The following is a 24,976-nucleotide window of genomic DNA, read 5'->3' as shown; positions in this document are numbered from 1 at the left end:
CTCTTAGCTGAGACAGACCTAGACCTGTATATATAAGCTTCCTTATCAGTAATAAACTAGCTTACTGAATAGTTTGGGGATTCTTTAGTAATTTGAACCGAATGCGGATGGCTTTCTTTATAAGCCGCTGCAGATATCTGTACAAACTCTGATTTCTGCAGTGATGCAATGTTTTCAGCGCCAACATATCCCATTGCTGCTCGTAATCCACCGGTCATTTGGTGAACAACCTCACTTAAATATCCCTTATACGGAACGCGCCCTTCAATACCTTCCGGCACCAGTTTATTAATATTATCTTCAACATCTTGGAAATAACGATCCTTAGAGCCCTGCTCCATTGCCCCAAGACTTCCCATGCCGCGATACGACTTGTACTTTCGTGACTCATAAATAATCGTCTCACCGGGACTTTCATCTACACCGGCAAACATTGATCCCATCATTACAGCATCTGCTCCACCGGCAATCGCTTTCGGGATATCTCCCGTTTGCTTAATGCCTCCATCAGCAATAAGACCAACTCCAGCATCTTGAGCAAACTCTGCCACCTCCATAACAGCACTCAGCTGCGGAACACCAACACCGGTTACCACTCGAGTGGTACAAATTGATCCTGGACCAACACCTACTTTAAGAATATCAGCTCCGGCTTCAACCAAGGCTTCTGCAGCAGATTTAGTTGCGATGTTCCCGGCAATAAGATTAAGATCCGAATATTCTTGACGAATTTTCTTAATCATCTCCAATACTCCAGAGGAATGACCGTGCGCGGTATCTACCGTAATTGCATCAACCCCTGAATCAACCAGTGCTTCAACACGATCCATCGTATCAGAGGTAACTCCTACTGCAGCTCCAACACGAAGGCGCCCCATCTCATCTTTACAAGCATGAGGAAAATTCATTTTCTTTTCAATATCCTTAAAGGTAATCAGCCCCACCAGCTTCATTTCATCATCAACAATGGGAAGCTTTTCAACCTTATGCTCCTGTAGTAACTTTTCTGCCTCCTCAAGCGTGGTTCCTTCTCGGGCGGTAACCAAATTATCGGTTGTCATAATCGTGCTGAGCTTTTTATCCACATAGTGCTCAAAGCGCAGATCGCGATTGGTCACAATACCAATAAGCGTGTTGTCCTTTTTCACAATGGGAATTCCGCCAATCTTGTGCTTTTTCATCAGCCCACGCGCCTCCCGAACTGTAGAGTCCTTACCAAGGGTTACAGGATCTACAATCATGCCGCTTTCACTACGTTTAACCATACGCACCTGGTCGGCCTGATCCTCAATAGACATATTTTTGTGCAGCATAGCAATACCACCTTCACGAGCTAAAGCAATAGCTAACCTATATTCTGACACGGTATCCATTGCCGCACTAATAACGGGCACATTTAATGTTAAATTATCAGTAAGCTGTACACTGGTGTCAACTTCACGAGGCAGTGTTTCTGAGTATGCGGGTACAAGGAGTACATCATCATAGGTAAGTCCTTGCCGAGTTATTCGATCGAAAGGGGAGGAATTTTGCATGATTGATAAAGTCTGCAAGTATTGAATTTCTGGTTTGGGCAAAGATAAAAAAAATGTGAGCGACCTGCTTAACCCTTTTTGAGATAATATCACTCCACAAGCCGGCTCACACTATCATTGTTTTTTCCAAGCAGCGCTCTCAAATACCCATATACAGCAGCACTTTTTACTACTCACAAAGGCTTTATCCGTAAGGCATCAATGGCCGTTCTTAGTGAACAAATGCCATCCATAAAGTTGCTTACCCAATATACGACCCGCTGACGACGACGCTCTACATGTGGATCACAACTGGAATACTGACCACGGAGCTCATCAGCCATAGCCGAAACATCATCTTTTATTTCCATTTTCAGTGCATCCGGCAGCTCGCCCCACCCCAATACTTCAAACATTTCCTGAAGTTCTTGATGTTCGCGTTCTGCCTCTTTTAATACTTTTCGAAGTACAGGTTCGAGATTTGTTATTGATTGTTGGTGCGTAAGTCTGCTCGCTGTATTCATAATAATTTCAGGTGTTTAATTAATGTTCAATCGTAGTATAATTACCACCACTGACACCCTTATGTCACCCCACTTTATAGAATTATTCATTCACTTTATGTACTCCTATTATCAATGATCGAAATAATATTAAACACTAGTTGTTTTTGTGCTTAAAACGATCAATTTTTAGGATCACAAAATATAATACCGGCATATAACTGTTTAAAAGCTTATGAAAGCGCTTACATCACTTTTATTTATTCTTGTCTTCTTTGGGGCCTGCAGTACCAATCCACAAAAAACTGTCACCTCTCCTAACCAACAGGTAGAGCTGGAGTTCTCTCTTTCCGATCAGGGCCAAGCTCAATATCATGTGACCTACCAAAACACTACGCTCATTGACACTTCGACACTGGGATTCGAATTTAGAAACCAACCAAGCCTTAAAAATGGACTCCAGATCACCAAGACAACAGGTAAGTCGGTTGATAAAAGCTGGAACCCGGTATGGGGTGAGCACGAAGAAATCTCTAATCATTACCGGGAACTTCTGGTAGAGTTAGAAGAACAGGAGGCCCCGCATCGCCAAGTCAAAATTCGATTCAGATTATATAATGACGGCCTAGGTTTTAGGTATGAATTTCCTAAACAAGAAGCACTTTCTGACAGCCTGTTCATTATGAATGAGCAAACTGAATTTGCTCTCACCAACGATCATAGGGCGTGGTGGATCCCGGCTGATTATGACAGCTATGAATATAACTACAAACAAAGTGTAGTAAGCAAAATCGATGCTTCTGTATTTGAGAGTGAAAATGATCGGGTAGATCGCCAAATAGATAATTTTAAAGCAGTAAATACCCCTGTTACCTTAAAAACAGATAATGATATTTACCTGAGTTTTCACGAGGCTAATCTCACTGACTATGCCGGTATGACCTTGGGGATTACAGAAGATCTAGAACTGAAAAGTGAATTGGTACCTTGGGCAGATGGCACCAAAGTTAAAGCCAAGGCACCCTTTCATACCCCCTGGCGAACAATTCAAATTGCAGAATCAGCCGGAGATTTAGTAGAATCGTCACTCATCCTCAATTTGAATAATCCCAATAAACTGGAAGATACAATTTGGATTACCCCTTTGAAGTATACCGGCGTTTGGTGGGAACTGCATATCGGAAAAACAGGATGGAATTATAGCAAACAGGCTGATGACTCGTTTGGTCAGCAAGGAGCCACAAAACACGGTGCCAACACAGAAAATGTCAAAGACTATGTTGACTTTAACAAACAAACTGGAATAAAGGGACTCTTAGTTGAGGGCTGGAATACCGGCTGGGAATATTGGGGAACCGACTCGCTGGGATTCTTCGATTTTACCACTCCCTATCCCGATTTTGATCTTAATGAAGTGGCTGAGTATGCTCGCAAAAATGATGTAGCCCTCATTGGCCATCATGAAACATCGGGGCAGGCTGCCCATTATGAAAGCCGTTTGGATACTGCATTTCAATTATATCAAAAACATGGTATTCATCATGTCAAAACAGGCTACGCGGGAGGCATTATCCCAAAAGGTGAATACCATCACGGCCAATGGATGGTGAGACATTATCGTAATGTCGTCAAAACTGCTGCCAAATATCAAATTGGTATTAATGCCCATGAACCCATTAAAGCTACAGGCATTCGCAGGACCTATCCCAATATGATGACCCGTGAGGGCGTGCGAGGTATGGAGTATAATGCCTGGAGTGACGGTATGCCCCCGGAGCATACTACTATCCTTCCCTTTACCCGCGTGTTAGGAGGTCCTATAGACTACACTCCCGGTATTTTTGACATTACATTTGATGAATTCAGAGATAAGGAACAGGTCCACTCTACTCTGGCAAATCAGCTAGCCCTCTACATTGTATTGTACAGTCCCATGCAGATGGCAGCGGATCTTCCGGAAAATTATAGAACTGAAGAAGGAGATATTCACCCGATGTTTCAGTTCATCCAAGAAGTACCTGTTGACTGGTCAAAATCTATCACTCCCATGGCAACCATTGGGGACTACGTGGTAACGGTACGAAAACAAAAAGGAACTGAGGATTGGTACCTAGGAGCAGTTACAGATGAACAAGAACGTACAATAAAGCTATCTCTGGACTTTTTGCAGGGTGCTAAAACATACAGTGCTTCAATCTACCGTGATGGGAAAGAAGCTCATTGGAAAGAAAATCCCACAGACTATGAAATTGAAACACAGGAAGTCACCAAAGAGACCATCCTAGATCTCAGGCTTGCACCCGGTGGAGGTACAGCGATCTCCTTTAAAATAAATAATTAAATAATAGTCAGCCAGGCTTGTGACTTCCGGTTATACCGGTTTTACAGGCCTGAGCTGAATTGAAACTATTTGGGGTAGATAGAGTTTTTGGCCGCGAGTAACGTATTCTTCATTAACATCGCTACCGTCATAGGGCCCACACCACCGGGGACCGGAGTAATCCAGCTGGCTTTTTCTTTTACACTATCAAAGTCACAGTCGCCTACTAAGCTATAACCTTTCTCTTTGGTTTCATCAGCCACACGATTAATCCCGACATCAACGACGACTACCCCTTCTTTCACCATTTCACCTTTAATGAGATTCGGTTGCCCTGCTGCTACAATGAGGATATCAGCAGAAATAGTATGTTGAGTCAAATCTTTAGTAAACTTGTGGCATACTGTAGTAGTAGCTTTTCCTTCTTTTCCTTTCTCTTTATTAAGCAAAATAGATATTGGCCGACCAACGATATTACTTGCTCCAACTACAACAGCATGTTTACCCTTCGTTTGAATGCTATAGTGCTTGAACAACTCAATAATACCGGCCGGTGTACAAGACCGAAAGCTGGGTTGACCTACTGTTAACCTTCCAACATTCATGGGATGAAATCCATCCACATCTTTTCGATAATCAATAGATTCAATCACGTTATGCGACGACAAATGGTTGGGTAACGGCAACTGCACCAAAATACCATCCACCGACTCATCATTATTCAATTCCTGTATCGTAGCTTCCAGTTCTTTAGCTGAAATAGTATCAGGAAGGCGCATGGTATCAGTTTCAATACCTACCTCTTTACACGCTCTGGTTTTTGCTCCTACATATACATCTGAAGCAGGATTATTTCCTACTAAAACCACTTGCAAGAAAGGGGCTCGGTTCCCCGCTTTTATCCAGTCATTTACATCTTTTCTAACTTCATCACGCGTTAATTGTGCAACTTTTTTACCGTCAATGATTTTGGCTGACATATTACCTGCTAAATTATTTTAGATTAATAACCCTAACTGAACAGCAAAACACTTTTGTGCAATCACCCAGTTAAAACAACACAAACCGGTGCTATCTTTGAATATCGTACTTCTTCATCTTGTTATACATATGGCTGCGCTGAATACCGATAGATTTAGCCGTCTGTGATATATTCCAATCGTGTTCTTCTAATTTTCGAAACAAAAATAAACGTTCTGCAGATTCTTTAAAATCCTTAAACTTGTTAATCTCTTCTACTAAATCATCAATCCCGCCTGATTTTTTATGCCCCGACAGTGTTAGATTTTGCACTTTTTCTTTTGAGATTTCCGTACCATCTGCCAGCAATCCCAATCGCTCAATAGCATTTTGAAGTTCTCTTACATTGCCCGACCAATCTTCTTTTGTTAGCGCTTCAAGAGCACCTTTCGAAAATGAAATTCCTGAAAACATAATATCTTTTTCGGCCAGCTGGTTGAGCCAGTTCTTGGCCAGCAATGGAATGTCTTTGCGCCGTTTTCGTAAGGGGGGCACATTGATGGGAATAACATTCAATCGATGATAGAGATCTTCACGAAAATTACCTTCTTCAATCTCATTCAACAACTCCTTATTTGTTGCCGCAATCACCCGTACATCTACAGATATTTTCTTACTACCCCCCACCCGTGTAATTACGTTTTCCTGTAAGGCACGAAGTACCTTTGCCTGAGCATCAGGACTCATATCCCCAACTTCATCAAGAAAAAGTGTACCACCATCAGCCTGTTCAAACTTACCAATACGTTGACTACTGGCACCTGTAAAAGCCCCTTTCTCGTGTCCAAACAGTTCACTTTCAAACAGGTCGGCAGGAATTGCAGCACAGTTAACCTCTACAAAAGGCCCATTACTACGATTACTTTTTTCATGAATCCATCGGGCTACCAATTCTTTACCGGTTCCATTTTCTCCGGTAACCATAACCCGCGAGTTTGTACGGGCCACCTTATCTATGGTTTTTTTTATTTTCTTAATAGCATCGCTCTGACCAATTATTTCCGGGACTTTGGGCAGTCGCGATTTCATAGTCTTATTTTCCTCAGAAAGCCGATATTGATCCAACGCATTTCGTACACTTACTAACAAACGATTTAGGTCCGGAGGCTTCTCAATAAAATCAAAAGCCCCCTTCTTAGTAGCTTCAACAGCAACTTCGATATTGCCATGGCCCGAAATCATAATAACCGGAAAATGATAGTTATTCTCCTTAAGCTTCGATAGAATTTCCATTCCATCCATGCCCTTCATCTTGATATCCAATAACATTAAATCTACGGTCTTCTCCCCCAGCACCTCAAAAACTTGTTTCCCATTCTCTGCTTCAAGAACTGTATAGTCCTCAAACTCTAGAATATCCCGGAGTGAATTCCGTATACTTTTTTCATCGTCAGTAACTAAAACCGTGGGTTGGGCCATTCCTTAAAATCGTTTATATAATTCCCTGATAATTTTATCTTGGACGTAATCAATATAAGAGGTCTTATCAACATAGTTATTTGTTACTACCGAAAAAGCCAAACTCTTACCCGACTTAGCATTCATATAGCCACTTAGTGAACGTACGCCCGACACATATCCCGTTTTGGCAAAAACATTTCCCTCCATGGGGGTATTAACAAAACGATGTTCCAGTGAACCATCTATTCCGGCTATTGAAAAACTATTCTTATAGGTTTTAAAATGAGGGTGCTTTTGCATCTCAATTAACATTTGGCTCAAATCATCCAATGTTACCAACGTACCGGCTGCCATTCCCGAACCATCACTCATTTCCAGTTTTGTTGTGTCCATCTTCATAGAAGCCGCAAAATCTTCTATTAAACTGAGTCCCAACTCGGTATTTCCGGCAGCATTATAATGTTCTGCTGCCATTGTTTTAAGCAACATTTCGGTATAAAAGTTATCACTTTTTTTATTAATCCGGGTTAATAACTTTTCCAGCGGCTTGGATTCATGCTCAGTAAGTTTCTTATATCTTTTAGAGTCCCAATTCACCTCTTGATTATCAATAATAATACGCCCATTCAAAGAAATATCCCCATCTTCGAGATATTTCTTAAAGGTATCCAAGAAAAAACGAGGAGCATCCAAAATAGACAAGGATTCTGTTTCCACGTACCCCTTAGGCAACTTGCTGCGCAATACAATGGTATTCGTGCCCAGAAGTCGGCGGTAATATTCATCGTACTCCGTACCACGAGGTGTAATAACCTGCTCATTAACAAAATCAACATAATCAGTATCAAAAGGGAACCACTCTATTTGAGGCTCCTCTCCTACCTGACCATCAGCATAAACACGCAGATCTACAGCATTATTATTAAATGACAAAGCACTAATTTCTACTCCATAGTAAAAAGATAGATCTTCCCAACTCCATCCCTTGGGATATGGTTGTTCATCAAAAAAAGAAGTATTCCCAATAAGATTCCCGTTTATTTTTTGAATCCCCATGGAATCAATAGCAGAAAAGAACTTATTAAATACATGAAAACGATTTTCATTATAAAACGTACCGCTTATAGAAGGATCACCGGTTCCTCTAATAATGATATCACCCTCCCAAGTGCTCCCTGCCTGGTAACCGATCCCATATACTTTTGTTTTAAATGTATAGTCAGGGCCCAGCTCATTTAAAACAGCAGCTGATGTTAGCAACTTTAAATTTGATGCCGGTTGAACTAATTTTTCTTTATTGTACTGCTCTAAAATCTGTCCCGAAGAATCACGAACAACAACAGACCAAAAAGCATCATTGGCATGACTCTGTTCAACAATTTGTGCAATTTCCGAATTTTCAGGTGTACTTTGGGCCAAGCCATATGCAGGAGCAACTAAAATTACCAGCACCACTAGTGCAATAGCTGAAATAATATTTTTAGCTTTAAACATACTGCATCATTTTTTGATTATCCCTTTTTCAACCACTGAAAGAGACATGTTCTTCATCTTGGAAGCGCTCAATTATATCCTCCGGAGTCTTACACTCTCTCAATGAATTCCGAAAATCACTGTTATTCATCAGTCGTGAAATCCTGCTCAATAACTTTATGTGTAAACTATTACTTGATTGTGGACCCACAAGTAAAAAAACCATATTTACCGGTTTATTATCAATAGCCTCATAATCTACCGGGTCTTTAAGAATCGCAAAAGCCGCATATGTCTCTTGTAGGCCTGCTGTTTTACCATGCGGTATTGCCAGACCTTTGCCTACCCCTGTAGACATTATTTTTTCTCGTTCTATAACTGCTTCTCGGACTCTTTCGATCTCCCCCTCTGATACTTTACCTTCCAGTGATGAAACGAGTTTAGTCAAAATTTCAGCCTTATCCTTAACTTCGAAATCAGGAAATACAGTTTGGGGATCCAATAAGCTGAAAATGTTCATGCGGCAAAAAACTAAATTATCTATTTCAATGCTGTTCAAATATACTCATCGTATAAGATGTGTTCCAACTATTTTAGCAAGTGATTAGCAACTATTTTTTTATAGAAAAAAAGAGCTTATGCTTACTACTTCATCACAAATTTTGTAAACTTCGTCGATGGATTATTTACAAGGAATAACGGCGGTACTTGCCAAAGATTTACAAACTGAACTTCGCTCACGATATGCCATCAATACCGTTCTGGCATTCGTAGGAGCCTCTTTACTGCTTATTCTCTTCGCATTAAACGCTCACCAGTTGTCTCCCACCCCCAAAAGTGCACTTGTCTGGATTATCATTCTCTTTGCTGCACTTTCTAGTTTGTCACGCTCATTTGTGATGGAAACAGATCGTAAAACCTTTAATCTACTACGGCTTCACAGCAAAGCGAGTGAAGTTTTTATAGGAAAATTGTGCTACAATTATCTTTTCACACTTTCAGTAAATATTGCAACATTTTTACTCTATCTTTTTCTTTTGGGGATGCCGATCGCTGATGGATGGGCACTCTTTCTTGTTTTGATGCTGGGAACAGCCGGACTTTCTGGTATAGCAACAATGCTCGCCGCTATTGTTTCACAAGCCGATCGGAAAGGAGCCATTTTTTCGGTACTAAGTATTCCTTTGTTATTTCCACTAATACTAATACTTGTTCGAACGACAAAAGCAGCCCTTATAGAAGGTTTTACTGAAAACTACCTAAACGATTTCTGGGCCCTTTTTGGCTATGCAGGAGTAACTATAACCGCTGGCATCTTACTTTTTGATTTTATTTGGGATGAATAACCAACTATGAAAAACTATAGTGACCTTATATATAATTTTGGTGATCAACGACTGGTAGGTCAAAATTTCGCCCGTGAACAAATTGAAAGAATTTTAGAATCGGGACGCATCAGTCACTCCTATTTATTTTCCGGTCCACCAGGAATTGGCAAAACTGCATTTGCCCTAGCATTTGCGGAGCTTATTAATGGCATCGACAACTTGACCAGCCTAGGCAAACAGGCATTTTCCAAAAAGTCATCGTGGTTTAATCACCCCGATATTCATGTTTTCTTACCAGTCCCTACCAATGTTTCTATTGAGGAGCTTCGCAGCCGACTCGAACTGCTTAAAGAAGATCCTTATGAAATTGTAGACTTTAGCCTTCGCCCCTCACTAACCAACGAAGACAGTACTAAAAACAAAAGGGCCTTTTACCCCATAGACTATTTTCGGGAAGAGATACGCCCAACAGCATATTATAAACCTAACGAGGGGCAAAAAACGGTCGTTATTATGACCGGGATCGAAAACATGCGTAAAGAAGCTGCCAATGCCTTCCTAAAGCTATTAGAAGAACCCTCCGAAGACCTGATGTTTCTGTTGACAACAGATCATACCGAGGCCTTATTACCAACTATTATATCTCGTTGCCAACACATTCAACTTTCAGCTTTAAAAACGGGGGAAATTGAACAAGCATTAATAAAGCAAGACAACTTGCCCAAAGACGATGCTGCCTACCTTGCCCGGGTATCGGGTGGTAATTACGCAATGACCCGTTTTTTTGATGTTGAAACCCTGAAACAAACAAGACAAGAAATTATCGAGTACCTTCGATATGCCTATGTACACGATGCTGTTAACATAACTGAAACTGCACAAGACTGGCAAAGCGGACAGAATCTTGAAGGGCAAATTGCCATACTCAATGTAATGGAAGTATTTCTTCGTGACCTGTTGGTTTATCGATCTACACAAAAGAAGGAACTGATCACTAATGCCGACCAAATTAATGTCATTCAAAAGTTTTGTGACACCCTCAGTGATGCCCGTCTTGAAGATATGATTGCACAAGTTAATAGCTGCAAACCCATGATTTATCAAAATGTGCAGCCTAAATTAGTATTCACTTCATTAGCGCTGCGATTTTCCAGTCTAATGCGAAATATGGATCCTGTCATCTCAGAAGATGATACCTGGAAGCACTTACCCGCATTTACCCAATAACATAAAATATGTCACACTCATCACTTCCCTTTGTAAAAATGCAAGGTGCCGGTAACGACTTTGTCGTGCTCGATAACAGAAATATTGATCTTTCGGAAGAGGATATTGCCTCCTTCGCTCCTAATATTTGTAACAGAAAATTTGGAGTGGGCTCAGATGGTATTTTAGCTCTGAATAACCCTCAAAACACAGAAGTAGACTATACCATGATCTACCGAAATCCTGACGGAAGTAATGCAGGAATGTGTGGAAATGGGGCCCGATGTATCGCCCTTTTTGCTCACTCTCTGGGCTTTGCAGATACCCATACCTTTAATGTTCACAACGAAATATACCGGGCTGAAATCATCACAAAAAATGATGTCCGTATCTCTTTTCCTATGAAAGCTACGGTCAGTGAACAAGTAATAGAAGAGCAACCCATATACCAGATACATACCGGAACTGAGCATATTGTTACTACCGTTGAACAATCCGATCTCAAAAGGGAAGATCACCTGAAAAAGAAGGGAGAATCACTTCGATATCATGAACTGTTTAAACCAAAAGGAACCAATGTTAACTTTATTTGTGGCAGTGGTTCGAAAAGCCTGGAGCTACAAACCTATGAACGGGGAGTCGAAGACTTAACACTTGCTTGTGGTACCGGTGCTATTGCCTCTGCCCTCGTATGGCACCATATACAACAGCAATATCAGTCTCCCGAAAAATACCAGGTCAAGACAGAAGGCGGAACACTTAGCGTTCATTTTTCCTTTGACCCAAATTCTGACACCTATTCAAATATTAAACTTGAAGGTCCTGCTCATTTTGTTTTCAAAGGCATATACTTACAGTAAATCACTTTTTATAACCTTAGTATTATTGGGTATAGGATGTGCCCCAGCAAAGGAAAACGGAGACAATAACAGCTATATTAAACCGTTTCCTAGTGATATAAATAACAGCCTTGCGCTACCCCAACAAAAAGCACCTCCCCGTGATATACAAAGTATACAACTGCATCCGAAGGGAAATCCAAGTGGGGCTCCAATACTGCAATTAAATTCTCAAGAAAAACTCGTTCTATCTTTTGATTACCTGGGAGAAGAAAGTCGTCAGTTTAGGCTACAAATTTCACATCGTACACAAAATTGGGAAAAAAGCTCCATTACCCCTTCTACTTACCTTGACAGTTTCTCACGATCCTATATCCAAAGTGCAAAAGAAAGTTTTAGCCAACATACCTCTTATTGGCATGTAGAGCATGAATTTCCAGGAAAACTTCGTCCGGTTGTGAGTGGTAATTATCTAATGGAAATTTACAGTTATAACAGTGGTGAACTACTTTTTTCAATTCCATTTTTTATTACCGAAAACAAAGGGAGCCTCAACACACGCATCGAAAGGTTATACAGCAAACGCGATGATGGACGCCCTATAGATCAACCTTTTGGCACTTTTCGCTATCCTGACTTTGTAGAATATCCGCAATTTGACCTTTCAATGTCATTTGTCCAAAACCGCTTTTGGGGGCGCATGAAAAAAGCCGGATTCCTCGATACCATAGATCCCGGTCAGCTTCATGGCCACCTTAGACGTAAACATGCTTACATCGGAAATTATGAGTTTAAAATTCTAAACCTGAAGAACCTTTCCCCGAACGGGCAAGAGATTATTGAATACAATCCCAGTCAAACCCCTCCTGCAATTTTGCTTCGGAGAGATTCGCAAAACCTGGATATTAGTACACAAAATCGTTCAGCCTCTTTTTATGGCAATCCTTTAGATACAAGAAACAGCGAATATGCTCGAGTAAAATTCTCATTAGAAACGAATTCTTCCATTACTCCTGCTTCAGATATTTATATCGTTGGGCACTTTAACAATTGGATGATTAATTCATTCAATAAGATGAGATATGATAACAAAGAAAGATTATGGAAAGGGGAAGCACTCATCAAACAGGGACAATATGCCTATAAATACGTGCTCATCAGATCAAACAGGGTAGATGACCTCAGCCTGGATCAAAGCTTTCTATCTACTCAACAAGAGTATTTAACTTTTATTTATTTCAAAGATCCTGACAAAAACTTTGATCGTATTCTGAAAATTAAACGGACAGTTCAGCAGTAAAACATCGATTAGAGCTAACTCCAGTATACAAAACCGGAACCAGCTCAATTTCGAGTAATTTAAAAATCTAAGCCGATCGTTATATAGTGAATAGGGTCATCACCAAAACCATTGCGGTAATATGGCCACCCCACATCATAACGGAGGGGAAATCCAAAGAGTATTGTTCGCAATCCAAATCCAGCCCCCATCAGTATGTCACCTTCAACTGCATCTACTGAGTAAAAGTCAGATGGATTGGATGGTGGCTCTTTTTGTAGGTCCAGAGAGGCCCGATTAACGTAATAGGTAACTTGTTCGCCAACTGCAAAATCGAGTTCCTTACTGTTTAACGTTGCAATTTTTTTATTTTGACCTTGAGGATTAAACGCTTCTAACGGAATATCTTTTCCCCAGGCCATCCCTGCATCAACAAAGGCAACCCCTGTCAAATTATAAAGCGGTAAAATAGGAATAGGGCCTGGTAAGAGTGCCGCAAATAACGGGAATCTAAACTCCGCATTTAGGAGCGTAAATTTATCTCCATACGTAGCATTATATGGGTGCCCGCGCAATGGTAAGGCGGGTTGTGTAAAGAATTGATCACTTAATTCATCAATTGGCAAACTCTGGTTAGAGTATTTTTGATTGATCCAACCTAACATCCCTCCCATGAAAAAGTTCTGTGAATCTTTTCCAAATGAGGCTGCCCCCGATCCTCTTACAGCAAAGGAATATCTTGATCCCAGGTTAAAATACTTTCTATAATCACCTAAGACAGAAACGAACTGAGAAGTATTTGCCGTCAGCGGTGGACTACCACTAATACTTACTGAATACCGCGAACCGCCCCTTGGGCTTAAAAAACCCCTTAATGTTTTATCACTGGTATAAATTACCTGTGGATAAAGAAAGGAAGACGTTCTATTCTGTGAGAAATCAGAAAAAGCAACAGTATAGTCCTGTGCTAATCCAATCATCGATAAACTCACATCGAGACGTCGAAATTTATCAAAGGGATATCGCATATTTACAGCCCCCCCGTAGGAACGAAACCGATATAATCGTCCGGAAAAATCCTGGAAGTTGCTAGAGTTGTGGAAAAAGCTAAAAAGCCAATTAGTACGTTCCTTTAGGTAACCATACTGTAAGAAGTATGTACTATTTCTTAGATCAAGGTTTAAGTTACTACCAAACGCAATTTGATGGTTCCCCAACAGATCACTAATCTGAATTTGAGTTATGCCGTAAGTGCCATAATTCGTTGAAAAATTTCCTCCTGCAAAAATAAGATCAGTAGTAAACTTTAAACGATAATGGCGAGGGGTATAACGGCCGTCTTCTGTTTTATTTCCTTCAAGGTCGAACTTGGCTGCATCTAGGTATTTTTCCTTAAATACCGAATCTTCTTCTACAGAAGATTCAAAAACATAATTTCTAAAATCTACCTCATCTGTTTCTTGCTGATCGTTTACACTCGTATCTTGCGCTGCAACATTTGTTTTTTTAAGAGTATCAACAATTGCTTCTTTCGGCTCTGGATCAACTTTCGAAGCTACCTTTTGTGTTAGACTTGTTGAACTCAGAGGGTTGGTGGTTAACATCTCACGCACATAAGCTGTGGCCGGTACCCGTTCAGCCTCGGTCTCTTGAGCTCTCCGATTTGCCCAGTGATTAGGTTCCAAAGGAGTATCTTTTTTACGTGATAACGGAGACCGGACCATAAAAATATCCAAGTCTCCTTCATTAATTGAGTTAACTGCTAATCGACTACCATCAGCACTTATTGACATCTGTAGTACTCCAGTCTGCAAGTTTGTCAAAGGCTCAGACGTACGATCACTTAGATCCATTTGATAAACATTGGGAATACCATTCTCATCCGAAACATAAAACAAACGTCCATCTCTGGTTGTGGCCGGTTGTTTTTCATTCCATTTAGGAGTTTTAGTTAACCGCTTTGCTTTGGCATCGCCCATTGTTACAGCATAAATATCAGTGCTATAAAGGTCATCATCTAACAACAACCGAGAGGAATTTTTTACTGAATTGAGTGTTACTTCATCACCTCGTGAAGAAGTAAAATAAATGGTCTTTGAATCGCCGCCCCAAGCAGGGTTATAATCGGAAATAACATCATTCGTCACATTATTAAACTCTTTAGTCTGTAGGTTATAGACGTAAATATCCTGATATGGACCAATATTACCGTCGAAAGCAATTTTATTTCCATCCGGCGCCCATGCTACTGAACCAATTGCATCTAGCTTTGGAAACTGAATCATTCGCACTTTACCAGTTTCATAATCTACAATGGCAAGATTATCCTCACCCTTCGATTTTGTAGACAGGGCAATCTTGCTACCATCTGGGGACCAAGTGAGGTTTGGATTTAAAATATTAAGTTCTTCAAAATTAATATTATCCTCTCCCTTGATTAGAGTTTTAATCTTCTTACCCGTTACTGCACTTATAACGACAACATCAAAATACCCGCGCGCATTAGTGATCATTGCAATTTTATCACCTTGGGGAGAAATTGCCGGACTTGTATCATATATCCCTCTCCTATCGCGATCAGTAAGGTTTTCAGAAAAATCCCCTATCTTTTCACGATTTGCCACTTCTGGTAAATATCGCTTGCGATAATAATCATTCCAACGCTCACTAAGTTCTTCGAGTGTTAGTCCTAAAGAACTTTCAAAGGCTCTTTCAAGGCTCCGGGTCCTCTTTAGCGAACCAATAATTTCAGTAATCTTTTGTCGGCCGTATTCTTCAGCAATATAATTCCAAACCGATTGACCACCTCGGTATGCGAAATAGCCACTTAAGCGAGATATGGGTGGTAAGTAATTATTAATAATTGCATCACGGATATACATATCCGTATTGGTATCCCAACCAAGTGAAGTATATTCAGCCATGCCTTCATTAAACCACAAAGGAATTTGAAGAGCATTTCCACTTAGTCGAGACTGTACAGACCCCCCATAAAACATATCATTAATGACAGCATGCTCGAGTTCGTGGTGCAGGGTACTTCTGAACTTCGTCCAATCACCCTCAAAAGGCATCGTAATACGATTTTTATAGGCATCGGTAACACCACCTATTCCTTCCGTATCTACCGGTAACGGAACTACATTCGTTTGGGAAAAATCATTATGTGAATCATAGATAATAACCTGAATACGATCAGAAATTTCGTGGTCGAAATCTTCCCGAAACTGCATAAGAGCCGCCTCGAGTGAATACGCTGTGAAATTTGCTAAATCGTAATTCTTCGAATCATAATAATAAATATCAAAATGTTCCGACTGAATATACTTCCAGTCAAAATCTTTGTATTGTACCCGATTCTTACCGAAGGAGAAATATTGGGCAGAGGCCTCTTGTAATACTCCTCCCCCGCAACCTATTATTAATAGGAATAATAGTGTTCGCCGTAAAATTTGAGATACGTTCATAGCAATATCTATTTATGATATAATAAATTACTCACCGTCATCTACGAGCTTTAGATCAATCTGTCGAGCGTCAATATCAGTTTTAACAACTTTTACTCGGATTTCTTTCCCCAGCTGGTACTTTTTACCTTTATTTCTGCCAACCAAACAATGCTGGTTTTCTTTATACTCATAGTAATCATCACTTAAATCACTTACACGAACCATTCCTTCACAGTGTAAGTCTTTCAAATCAACGAAAATACCACTGCTCATTACTCCGCTAATAACTCCATCAAAGTCTTCACCCAGATGCTGACTCAAGTATTCAACTTGCTTCAATTTAACTGAGTCGCGTTCAGCATCAATGGCCGATCGTTCCTGCTCACTACAATGCGAACCCATCTTTTTAAGTTCATTATATGAATAACTGGGTTTTCCGGTATTATAGCTTTTTAGCAAACGATGTACCAATACATCAGGATAACGACGAATAGGACTGGTAAAGTGTGCATAATTTTCAAAACCAAGTCCAAAGTGCCCGATATTGTCAGGACTGTACTCTGCTTTTGACATTGCCCGCAACATCAAATCATTAACGGTAAGTTCAAGCGAAGTATCCTTAATCTGTTCAAGCAACACATTAATTGCTTTGGAACTCACTGTTGGGCTATCAATATGGAAGTTAATTCCAATAGGTTTCACATTTTCTTCAATATTCTTGAGTTTATCAAGATCTGGTTGATCATGAATACGATATAAAAACGGATACAGGTCCTTATTATTTTTCTTATTAGATTGTTCGCGAATCTTATCTATATACTTTGCCACCGTTTGGTTTGCCATTAACATACATTCTTCGATAAGCCTATGAGCAAACAATCGTTCTTTAAGCTCCACATCAAGAGGCGTACCGTCATCATCTAAAATGAACTTTGGCTCAGGCGTCTCAAAATTGATACTGCCTTCAGCAAAACGCTTATCCAGCAAGGTATGGGCCAGTTTTGCAGCCGTCTTCAGTTGAACTGAAAACTCACTATCTGCCCCATCAATAACTTCTTGGGCCTGTTCATACGTAAACCGCTTATCGGAATGGATTACAGTCTCTTCTATCGAATAGTCTACCAATTTACCGTTCGGAGCAATCTCCATAAAACAGCTATAGGCCAACTTATCATCATGGGGACTCAAGCTACATACTCCATTACTCAGCTTCTCCGGTAACATTGGTATTACCCGGTCTACCAAATAGACACTGGTTGCTCTATTGTAGGCCTCGTCATCCAAAACGGTATTTCGCGGCATATAATGTGTTACGTCCGCAATATGTACTCCTAAGTAATAATTCCCATTATTCAAAACTTTGATACTTAATGCATCATCAAAATCTTTAGCTGTCTCAGGATCAATAGTAAAGACAGTCTCGTCACGAATATCCCGGCGACGATTGATCTCTTGCTGAGTAATGCCGGTTTCCATACTTTCGGCATATTCTAGTACTTCCTCAGGGAAGCCCGGCTTAATATCATTTTCTGCTAAAATAGATAGTACTTTAGCATCATTACTACCCTCTTTCCCTAGTATCTCAATAATATTTGCCTCGGGTAGTGATTTCGGATGAACCCAATCGACGAGTTCGAAAACGACTTTATCTCCCGGTTGAGCATAGCCAATATTATCAGAAAGAATGAAAAACTCTGTATGAGCCGATTTTTCATCGGGCTTTATTAGGTAGTTCTGTTTACCCTGTTTATTTAGAGTACCTACAAAAATACTCTTTCCTCTTTCCAGTACCTCAATCACCTTCCCTTCTTGGCGGTCTTTGCGCCCTTTACTAAACAGCTCTACCTTTACCTTATCATCTTGCAAAGCTGTTCCCAAATGTTTTGAAGGGATACGAACATCCTCATCAAAAGCATCAGTAATTAGGTATCCTGTTCCGCGTCTGCTAATATCAATTTTACCGGTTACAGTATTTGCTCTTGATTCTCTCCCATTATTGGCAAGTTGGATGGCTCCCCCTTTGCGCTTGGTAATGAGATTTCGATCAAAAAGGCTATTTATTACGCTCTTAAGACGTTTGTTATCTTTTCCACTGTTTATTTGCAATATATTTTGCAGAACCTCGAATGGTAGATGTGCATTCGGATTCTTCCGCAAAATCTTGAGGATAATTTCCTCAAATGTTTCTTTTTTACTATTACTCATTGAATATGATCTAAAATCTTTAAAATTCTTACTTCTCTTCTTCGCTTAATTCGCTCGTATTTAATAGTTTCTTTTTGTTTCCTTCGTCCTTGTCTTTCTTTGTTCCAAAAATGCTGTTAAAAAAATCTTTTATCCTTCCTACTAACTCTTTCCAACTATTAAATTGAACTTGGGATTCCAATCCAATACCATCAACACTGGGCGTTACATCTCCGGCTTGACTTCCACCTGTACTCAAACTGTTTAATACTTGGTCTTGGCGGTGAAAAGCAGTAAGCGATAAACCACGTTGAATTCGATAGGTTGCATTAATATCTCCTATACGATCACTGAGTGACTGTTGTGATCCCCCACCTGTAATTTGGCCTTCGCGACGTAAAATAAGTCGATCATTATATAATCGGAGCGCGATTCCCAAATCAACCTCATTATAGGCATTCAAATTAAAGTCTACATCCAGCCTATTTACATCACTGTTAAGTAACGCATTTATTTGGTTAGATAATAATGGACTTATCACCTGATTAGAAATTAACGGGTTCAACACTGTTGCTCCCCTGGTAAGATTTTGGCTTAACGATGCTGTGGCACTACCAGTCCCTTCCGTTGGAATAAACTGCCCGGAAAGCAAAATACTAGTAGCCTGAAACAATTTCTGTTCTTCATCACGATTAATTTGATTTATAGTATATTGCAACGTAGAATTTGAAGATAAATCAATAGAAGATGGTAAACGAAAATAATAGTTATTTTCAACACTATTGAGTGTGCCATTGATTTCCAAAATTAATTCAATGGGTACTCGCTGTCCATTACGTTGGTTTTGAGATTCTAACGTTGTCTCTGAGGTGAGGGTAGCAATATTGGGACGTGCACGATAAACAGCACTGATATCTAATCGTGCATTATCAGGAGGCCCTTCCCAAGCAATAGTACCTCCCGACTCAAGTTCCAAATTCCGACTGATAATTTCACCCGTAACAAACTGGTAATCTCCCCCATTAATATTATAACGTCCAAACATTTGAACATCTTGGTCTTGCATACTAATACGCATCTGCCCGGTACCTTCTGCCGTCAACACTTCGCCTAAGACCGGGTCAAAAATAAGATTTACCGTCACATTTTCCGGAGCATTAAATTGAAGATCCAGATCGAATCGTTCACTAAATGTCATATTCTCCAAGGCCCGCTCCAGCTGCTCATCATCCATCTGTGCCGGGCTAACAGTGGTGCCATTTTCAGCTGTTTCTTTAGGCTGATCAAAAGAATTTACAAATTGAATAAACTTACTATTCTCACTAAGCTCTGTCTCTTCCAATAAAGGAATGGAAACCTCAGAGTCGCTCGTCAAACGTACGGGATTCTCTGTACGCATAAACAAATCGGTATTAGAACCCGTAAGCCGAACTACCCCTGTTCCCGAGACATTACCGAAAAATGGCACATCCGGATCTATTGTATTATTCAAAAACTGTAGTCGCTGCATATCAAGTGTAAGATCCAAATAAGTGATGGGATCAAAGTCATTAAGATCTACAACTCCTGTAACTATTCCTGTCCCCCCTTTGGTATCCATAACTTGTAGTGAGTCAAGTACAACCCCTTTATGGCGATCAAATTCGACAGGCCCACTTACGAAATAGTTGGTATTAACAAAACGAGGTTTAGCAAAAACATTTTCGGTATCGAAATTAGCATTGAAATCGAAATCATCAAGATTTCCAGTGATATACCCATCTCCGAAAGCCTGTCCCTCCATATTTTTGAACACTTTATCCACAATAAGTGGGATAATCCACATATCTATCTGCTTGAAATCTGCATCAAAATAGAAAACTGTATCTTGTTTAATTTCGGGGTTGGGTGTCACGAAATAACCATCAAGGCGGATATTCTGGCCCACGCCGTCATTTGATGCCAGATAATCACTATATTTTAAACTGTCGGTCTCGATATCAATCTGTGTATCAAACTGATCCTTTGCTGAATTATACTCACTATCGAAAGCGAGATCACCCACCAAACGGTCATTCAAATGAAACTTCTCAACATCCAGATTACCCTGTATTGTAGGACTGCGTGTTAAAGAACGAGTTACAAGCGTCCCATTTAAAACCCCACTGAAATTAATTTTCCCATTAATTAATTCTGAAATACGCCCTAATTTTATGTCTCGCAAAATATAGGTTAGCGAATCGGTCCTGTTCTTGCTGAGCATCCCTTCTAGTCGGAAATATTCATTTCTATTCTGGAAACTAAAATCTTGAAACCTAATACCTCCATTCCGATGGTAGGAGAAAGCAGGTTGGTGTTCATTTGTCCATGCATACTTATTATTGCCTACATAGAACTCTGGTATTGAAACCGAAATTGTTGAATCGGATAGTGATGAGTTAAGAACCATATTAAACTCAGCATTATCTGAAATATTACCCACATACTGCTCATACTGGATGGAATCTTGCTTTACAGCTAAACTCACACCTAACGAGTCCATATCTAACGAAGGCGTTTTCAAAACCCCAACATTAGCCTGTAAGTCAACCGTTGAAAATTCTTTAAACGACCTGTCCCTTCTGAAACTTGCAGTCATCTGAGTGCGGGCATCACTGAAGTTAAATTGATTATACTGGAGCGTATCAGCTTGTATTTCAGCTGATAATAATAACCGTGTGCCATCGGTATTTGCACTAAACGAGATTTCTGAATCCGTATTAATTGTAGGAAAACTTGGGATATATCTTTTTATAAGTGTAAGATCTTTTGCTGTTATATTACCCTCCAGAACAATCGATTTGGCAGGCACCTCTTGCTGTGGTGTTTCGGTAACTATTGCAGTATCTAATAACACCTCTTTTTGGAACTGTCGTTGTATAAAGGGGACCCAAAGCTTGGTATGAGACAGTACAACCTTGGGTTCAATATCACCGGATAGATTCATGTCAAAAAGAGAACTTGTAAGCCTAAGAGACCTGTTCTCTTTATCAATATCATTTAAGTCCATATAAAACTGGTGAGCACGTATAGAATCAGCCCCAACCACAGAGGGACGTATATCAAGATTTGCTCTGCCATGTAACTGGTCTATCCTCAGATCTTCGACTTCAGCTTTGTAGTCAAAATTAAGCTGAGTTGATGCAACTGAAGAATTATTGAACAACTTAGCCAGATCAATATTGTCAGCACTACCATTCACAACCAATGAATGTAGTTTTTCACTGAAATCAACACTCCCGGATCCACTTAATTTTTCATCCTCATTGCGGTATTGAAAGTTGTGCTTCCAGATATTATTTGACAGTGATGACGTTACCTCTAACTCCTGAATAGGAACATGATCCACAAAACTATCACGAAAGGAAGCTGAAAAATCACTTTTCGCTTTTTTAAGAGTAATACCATGACCCTCAAGCGTTACGTTGAAGTTCAGCGATGTAGTATCAAACGTTGTCGGAACCAGTGGACTAATATCCAGATTGGACGCCTCCATAAAACCTGTGTATCCGTAGGGAGCTGTTAAATCACTTCGCCCTTTCATTGCCAACTTTCCTAAGGGACTTTCAAATTTCAAGTCTACCGCCACTGAATCTAACGTACCGGCCGCTTTGCCCGATGCACGTAAATTCTCTAAAGCTTGGTATTGTGGGGCAGAAAGAGAAGAGCTGAGCTTATTGATATCCCGTTTTCTCAGTTTTAATTCATCCAAAGAGATATCATAAGAAAACGCTTTCTTAGTCTCGAGCTCTTTAAATAACCCATTTAAACTAATCCGGCTCTCTCCCAAGCCGACTGAGGCATAGTTTACCCCTAGTGAATCTGTAGTTCCTTCAGCCTCAACATCCAAGGTAAAAAGGGCATCGGTCTTGGGAAGTTCAGGAATAATATCACGCAGATCTTTGGGATGTAAACGCTCTGAACGCACCCACAAATTATACCGAGATTGCAATAATTGATTAGTAAAATCCGGTTTCAATATGTTTACACCATCAATCTCACCATTTAAGATAATCCGAGAATCATCTAAATTGATGTAAAAAGAGTTGAACTCCAGGTATCGATCATCATTATACACCTGGCCTGAAAATGATATATCATTGACCCCCAACCCCTGTGGTTTAGCAGAGAAGGTCTCAATATCCAAGTAACGTTGGCGTTCGTTCCAATCAACAAAAAAGTTTGCGTTGATATCGGTTATAGCAAAGGATTGTGGCAGATTACCAATCTGATTTTTCGGTGTCACTGAATGCAGGTAGATCCCCCCATCTTTTACCTCCATTGTTGGGGCAAATACTTCTACTCTACCAAACCAAGAACTGCCAGAAGAACTATCCTTCCTTGTGGCTTTCTTCTTACGCGACTTTAAAAAACGGGTTCTCCCTTTCCGATCTGATTGGACCCAAACATTAGGCTGGTCCATTGAAAATCCAGTAATCGTAATACGATTCTGCAACAATCCCCACAAGTCAATTTTACTATTAAGTGTTTTTATCGTTGCCAGGGTGTCCACTCCCACCGTATCGGTGTTAGTTAATACTACATCTTGCATAGATAGTTGAAATGGCAAAAAACCGTCTAACTCTCCCACTGACAACTCAGCATGGTACGATTTTTCAATATTTGTTTCTATACGATCAACAATATATTCCTGTGTAATATCAAGCTGTAATAATCCCAGCAGGGTACTCACAACTATAACTATTACCAGCAACAGGGAGAGAATAATCCCCCAAAAATATTTCCAACTTTTATGTAACCAGCGAAAAAACACTTATAAATTTAATAAAATCGTTTTAATTGAACCGGGCTAAAGCATATTCCCAAGAATCTTCTAACAACGAATAGTTGGTACATTCGTGAATATAAGGGGAACCCCAGCCATTCAATAACACTAATCGAATGGTATTATTTTTAACTTTCTTATCTGATTTCATTGAATCTATCAACTTGTCTACGTTTCGGGGAAGCTCAGCCATCTGTTCTCGGAAGAATGAAACAAAAGGCGCAAAAGCGTTATCATCTACGGGATGCCCCAGCTGAGAGGAATAGTAGGTAGCGGCAATCATTCCAACAAACACAGCTTCGCCGTGTGATAACTTGCCATAACCTGTAAGATTTTCCAAGGCATGCCCAAAGGTGTGCCCAAAGTTAAGGTATGCTCTTTTGCCTGCTTCCAAAGCATCTTGCTGCACAATATCCACTTTAATACGTACACTTTCACGAATTACTTTTCCCCACTGTTCATTAGGGCTAAGTGATTTTCCAACCAACACTTCTAATTCTTCAAATATATCAGGATTGTCTATGGCAGCATATTTCAAGATTTCAGCCATCCCGGTAATCCATTCTGATTGTTCGAGTGTCTTTAAAAAAGAAACATCGGTAAATACCGCGTCGGGCTGGTAAAATGCGCCAATTAAATTCTTGCCTGTGTTATGATTGATTCCCGTTTTACCCCCAATAGAACTATCCACCATCGCAAGCAGAGAGGTAGGCATATGAAGCAGCGGAATGCCGCGCAAAACTGAGGCAGCAACATATCCACCGAGGTCACCAGTTACTCCTCCCCCCACAGCCATCAGCGGGGTGCTACGCTCAACTCCTTCTTCTAATAAAATATTAATATATTTATTCCATTCGGACAGCGACTTAGAAGTTTCCCCTTCAGGAACCGGTAGTATTCTTACGTTTTCGAAAACCTGTTTACACATTTCCTCAACTCGATTTCCGTGTAATTCGTTAACTTTTTCATCAATCATTACATATATCCGGTCTCCGAAAAAACGATCATTGCAAAAACTGACAAATGATGACGTTAACTGCCTACCAACTACTACTCCATATTCTTGTAACTGTGAAATTTGTACATCAATAGTATTCGACATGATTTTTAATCTTCTTTAATAAGGTCTGCACCAACTGATCCGGCTTCTTATGCCCATCATTACTTATTTTAATAACCGCTTGTTTATAAAGCGACAACCGTTCATTATAAAGCTTCTGTAATTCATTCTGGAGCCTCTCCCTGCTTTTGGGGTTCCCTTCCTCATTTAATAAAAGCGGGCGGTTTTCATCACCGGAAATGCGATCTAAAATAACAGAAATTGGGGTCTCTATAAAGACCAGCAAGCCATTTAATTTAAGATGATCAACCATATGCTGATTTTGTAGGCTCCCTCCACCTAACGCTACCACCCCCTTATAACCTCGCGCTACTTCCAAAAGAGCACGGCGTTCTGCTGTACGAAACCCAGCTTCACCCGATTGCTCAAAAATATCGGAAATAGTACAGCCAGCTTCTTCTTCAATTTTGTCATCAAGATCCAAAAAATTACGTTCCAGGCGTTCTGCCAACAGTCGACCTATCGTAGACTTCCCTGTCCCCATAAATCCGGATAGAAAAATGATATCTGGTAAATTCGAAATCATCCACATAATA

Annotated in this window: 16 protein-coding genes; 5 read left to right on the top strand and 11 right to left on the bottom strand. The window is 40.2% G+C overall.

Annotated features, from left to right (window positions below; genetic code table 11):
* Window positions 1-56 precede the first annotated feature (56 nt).
* Complete coding sequence (gene guaB / locus FCN14_RS01215) at window positions 57-1,535, bottom strand: IMP dehydrogenase (RefSeq protein ID WP_138429266.1); 1,479 nt, start codon at window positions 1,533-1,535, stop codon at window positions 57-59.
* 173 nt (window positions 1,536-1,708) lie between these two features.
* Window positions 1,709-2,038 (bottom strand): hypothetical protein, encoded by a 330-nt coding sequence (locus FCN14_RS01210; RefSeq protein ID WP_138429265.1) that lies wholly within the window; start codon window positions 2,036-2,038, stop codon window positions 1,709-1,711.
* A 214-nt stretch (window positions 2,039-2,252) separates the two neighbouring features.
* On the opposite strand from FCN14_RS01210, the gene FCN14_RS01205 reads away from it, so the two are divergent.
* Window positions 2,253-4,358, top strand: coding sequence for a glycoside hydrolase family 97 protein (locus FCN14_RS01205; RefSeq protein WP_138429264.1), 2,106 nt, complete (start codon window positions 2,253-2,255; stop codon window positions 4,356-4,358).
* A gap of 65 nt (window positions 4,359-4,423) precedes the next feature.
* Here the strand turns inward: FCN14_RS01205 and folD are convergent, their stop codons facing one another.
* From folD to FCN14_RS01185, 4 genes are all read right to left on the bottom strand, one after another.
* Entirely contained in the window at window positions 4,424-5,317 is an 894-nt protein-coding gene (gene folD, locus FCN14_RS01200) for a bifunctional methylenetetrahydrofolate dehydrogenase/methenyltetrahydrofolate cyclohydrolase FolD (RefSeq protein WP_138429263.1), read from the bottom strand.
* Between the two features lie 91 nt (window positions 5,318-5,408).
* Entirely contained in the window at window positions 5,409-6,776 is a 1,368-nt protein-coding gene (locus tag FCN14_RS01195; RefSeq protein ID WP_138429262.1) for a sigma-54-dependent transcriptional regulator, read from the bottom strand.
* Between the two features lie 3 nt (window positions 6,777-6,779).
* Window positions 6,780-8,252, bottom strand: coding sequence for a D-alanyl-D-alanine carboxypeptidase/D-alanyl-D-alanine endopeptidase (gene dacB, locus FCN14_RS01190; protein WP_138429261.1), 1,473 nt, complete (start codon window positions 8,250-8,252; stop codon window positions 6,780-6,782).
* Between the two features lie 28 nt (window positions 8,253-8,280).
* Complete coding sequence (locus tag FCN14_RS01185; RefSeq protein ID WP_138429260.1) at window positions 8,281-8,751, bottom strand: PTS sugar transporter subunit IIA; 471 nt, start codon at window positions 8,749-8,751, stop codon at window positions 8,281-8,283.
* Window positions 8,752-8,908: 157 nt separating this feature from the next.
* Here FCN14_RS01185 and FCN14_RS01180 point away from each other — a divergent pair, with 157 nt between their 5' ends.
* Genes FCN14_RS01180 through FCN14_RS01165 form a run of 4 tightly spaced genes read left to right on the top strand, consistent with a single transcriptional unit; the run spans window position 8,909 to window position 12,904 of the window.
* Complete coding sequence (locus FCN14_RS01180; RefSeq protein WP_138429259.1) at window positions 8,909-9,577, top strand: heme exporter protein CcmB; 669 nt, start codon at window positions 8,909-8,911, stop codon at window positions 9,575-9,577.
* Window positions 9,578-9,583: 6 nt separating this feature from the next.
* Window positions 9,584-10,786 carry a DNA polymerase III subunit gene (locus FCN14_RS01175; RefSeq protein ID WP_138429258.1) on the top strand — a complete coding sequence of 401 codons (1,203 nt, stop codon included), beginning with the start codon at window positions 9,584-9,586 and terminating at the stop codon, window positions 10,784-10,786.
* 8 nt (window positions 10,787-10,794) lie between these two features.
* Window positions 10,795-11,625 (top strand): diaminopimelate epimerase, encoded by an 831-nt coding sequence (dapF, locus tag FCN14_RS01170; protein WP_138429257.1) that lies wholly within the window; start codon window positions 10,795-10,797, stop codon window positions 11,623-11,625.
* 25 nt (window positions 11,626-11,650) lie between these two features.
* Complete coding sequence (locus FCN14_RS01165) at window positions 11,651-12,904, top strand: type IX secretion system plug protein (RefSeq protein WP_171032765.1); 1,254 nt, start codon at window positions 11,651-11,653, stop codon at window positions 12,902-12,904.
* A gap of 59 nt (window positions 12,905-12,963) precedes the next feature.
* On the opposite strand, the gene FCN14_RS01160 is transcribed toward FCN14_RS01165, so the two are convergent.
* The 5 genes from FCN14_RS01160 to FCN14_RS01140 form a co-directional block, all read right to left on the bottom strand.
* On the bottom strand, window positions 12,964-16,350 hold the full coding sequence (locus FCN14_RS01160) for a peptidase MA family metallohydrolase (protein ID WP_138429255.1): 3,387 nt from the start codon (window positions 16,348-16,350) through the stop codon (window positions 12,964-12,966).
* A gap of 27 nt (window positions 16,351-16,377) precedes the next feature.
* Entirely contained in the window at window positions 16,378-18,537 is a 2,160-nt protein-coding gene (gene rnr / locus FCN14_RS01155) for a ribonuclease R (RefSeq protein WP_138429254.1), read from the bottom strand.
* 28 nt (window positions 18,538-18,565) lie between these two features.
* Window positions 18,566-23,227 carry a translocation/assembly module TamB domain-containing protein gene (locus FCN14_RS01150; protein ID WP_138429253.1) on the bottom strand — a complete coding sequence of 1,554 codons (4,662 nt, stop codon included), beginning with the start codon at window positions 23,225-23,227 and terminating at the stop codon, window positions 18,566-18,568.
* Window positions 23,228-23,330: 103 nt separating this feature from the next.
* A complete protein-coding gene (aroB, locus tag FCN14_RS01145) occupies window positions 23,331-24,422 on the bottom strand; it encodes a 3-dehydroquinate synthase (RefSeq protein WP_138429252.1) in 1,092 nt (363 codons plus the stop codon).
* Window positions 24,406-24,972 (bottom strand): shikimate kinase, encoded by a 567-nt coding sequence (locus tag FCN14_RS01140; protein WP_138429251.1) that lies wholly within the window; start codon window positions 24,970-24,972, stop codon window positions 24,406-24,408. The genes aroB and FCN14_RS01140 overlap by 17 nt, the downstream gene beginning before the upstream one ends.
* Window positions 24,973-24,976: the final 4 nt, after the last annotated feature.

The sequence above is a fragment of the Fodinibius saliphilus genome (genome assembly GCF_005869845.1).
Classification (GTDB): Bacteria; Bacteroidota; Rhodothermia; order Balneolales; family Balneolaceae; genus Fodinibius; species Fodinibius saliphilus.
The sequence above is the reverse complement of the archived record's forward strand: the minus strand, read 5'-3'. Positions and strand labels throughout refer to the sequence as shown.

Bases quoted from the DNA above. Each gene is read 5' to 3' on its own strand.
- guaB (WP_138429266.1), bottom strand. From the start codon at position 1,535: ATGCAAAATTCCTCCCCTTTCGATCGAATAACTCGGCAAGGACTTACC.
- FCN14_RS01210 (WP_138429265.1), bottom strand. From the start codon at position 2,038: ATGAATACAGCGAGCAGACTTACGCACCAACAATCAATAACAAATCTC.
- FCN14_RS01205 (WP_138429264.1), top strand. From the start codon at position 2,253: ATGAAAGCGCTTACATCACTTTTATTTATTCTTGTCTTCTTTGGGGCC.
- folD (WP_138429263.1), bottom strand. From the start codon at position 5,317: ATGTCAGCCAAAATCATTGACGGTAAAAAAGTTGCACAATTAACGCGT.
- FCN14_RS01195 (WP_138429262.1), bottom strand. From the start codon at position 6,776: ATGGCCCAACCCACGGTTTTAGTTACTGACGATGAAAAAAGTATACGG.
- dacB (WP_138429261.1), bottom strand. From the start codon at position 8,252: ATGTTTAAAGCTAAAAATATTATTTCAGCTATTGCACTAGTGGTGCTG.
- FCN14_RS01185 (WP_138429260.1), bottom strand. From the start codon at position 8,751: ATGAACATTTTCAGCTTATTGGATCCCCAAACTGTATTTCCTGATTTC.
- FCN14_RS01180 (WP_138429259.1), top strand. From the start codon at position 8,909: ATGGATTATTTACAAGGAATAACGGCGGTACTTGCCAAAGATTTACAA.
- FCN14_RS01175 (WP_138429258.1), top strand. From the start codon at position 9,584: ATGAAAAACTATAGTGACCTTATATATAATTTTGGTGATCAACGACTG.
- dapF (WP_138429257.1), top strand. From the start codon at position 10,795: ATGTCACACTCATCACTTCCCTTTGTAAAAATGCAAGGTGCCGGTAAC.
- FCN14_RS01160 (WP_138429255.1), bottom strand. From the start codon at position 16,350: ATGAACGTATCTCAAATTTTACGGCGAACACTATTATTCCTATTAATA.
- rnr (WP_138429254.1), bottom strand. From the start codon at position 18,537: ATGAGTAATAGTAAAAAAGAAACATTTGAGGAAATTATCCTCAAGATT.
- aroB (WP_138429252.1), bottom strand. From the start codon at position 24,422: ATGTCGAATACTATTGATGTACAAATTTCACAGTTACAAGAATATGGA.
- FCN14_RS01140 (WP_138429251.1), bottom strand. From the start codon at position 24,972: ATGTGGATGATTTCGAATTTACCAGATATCATTTTTCTATCCGGATTT.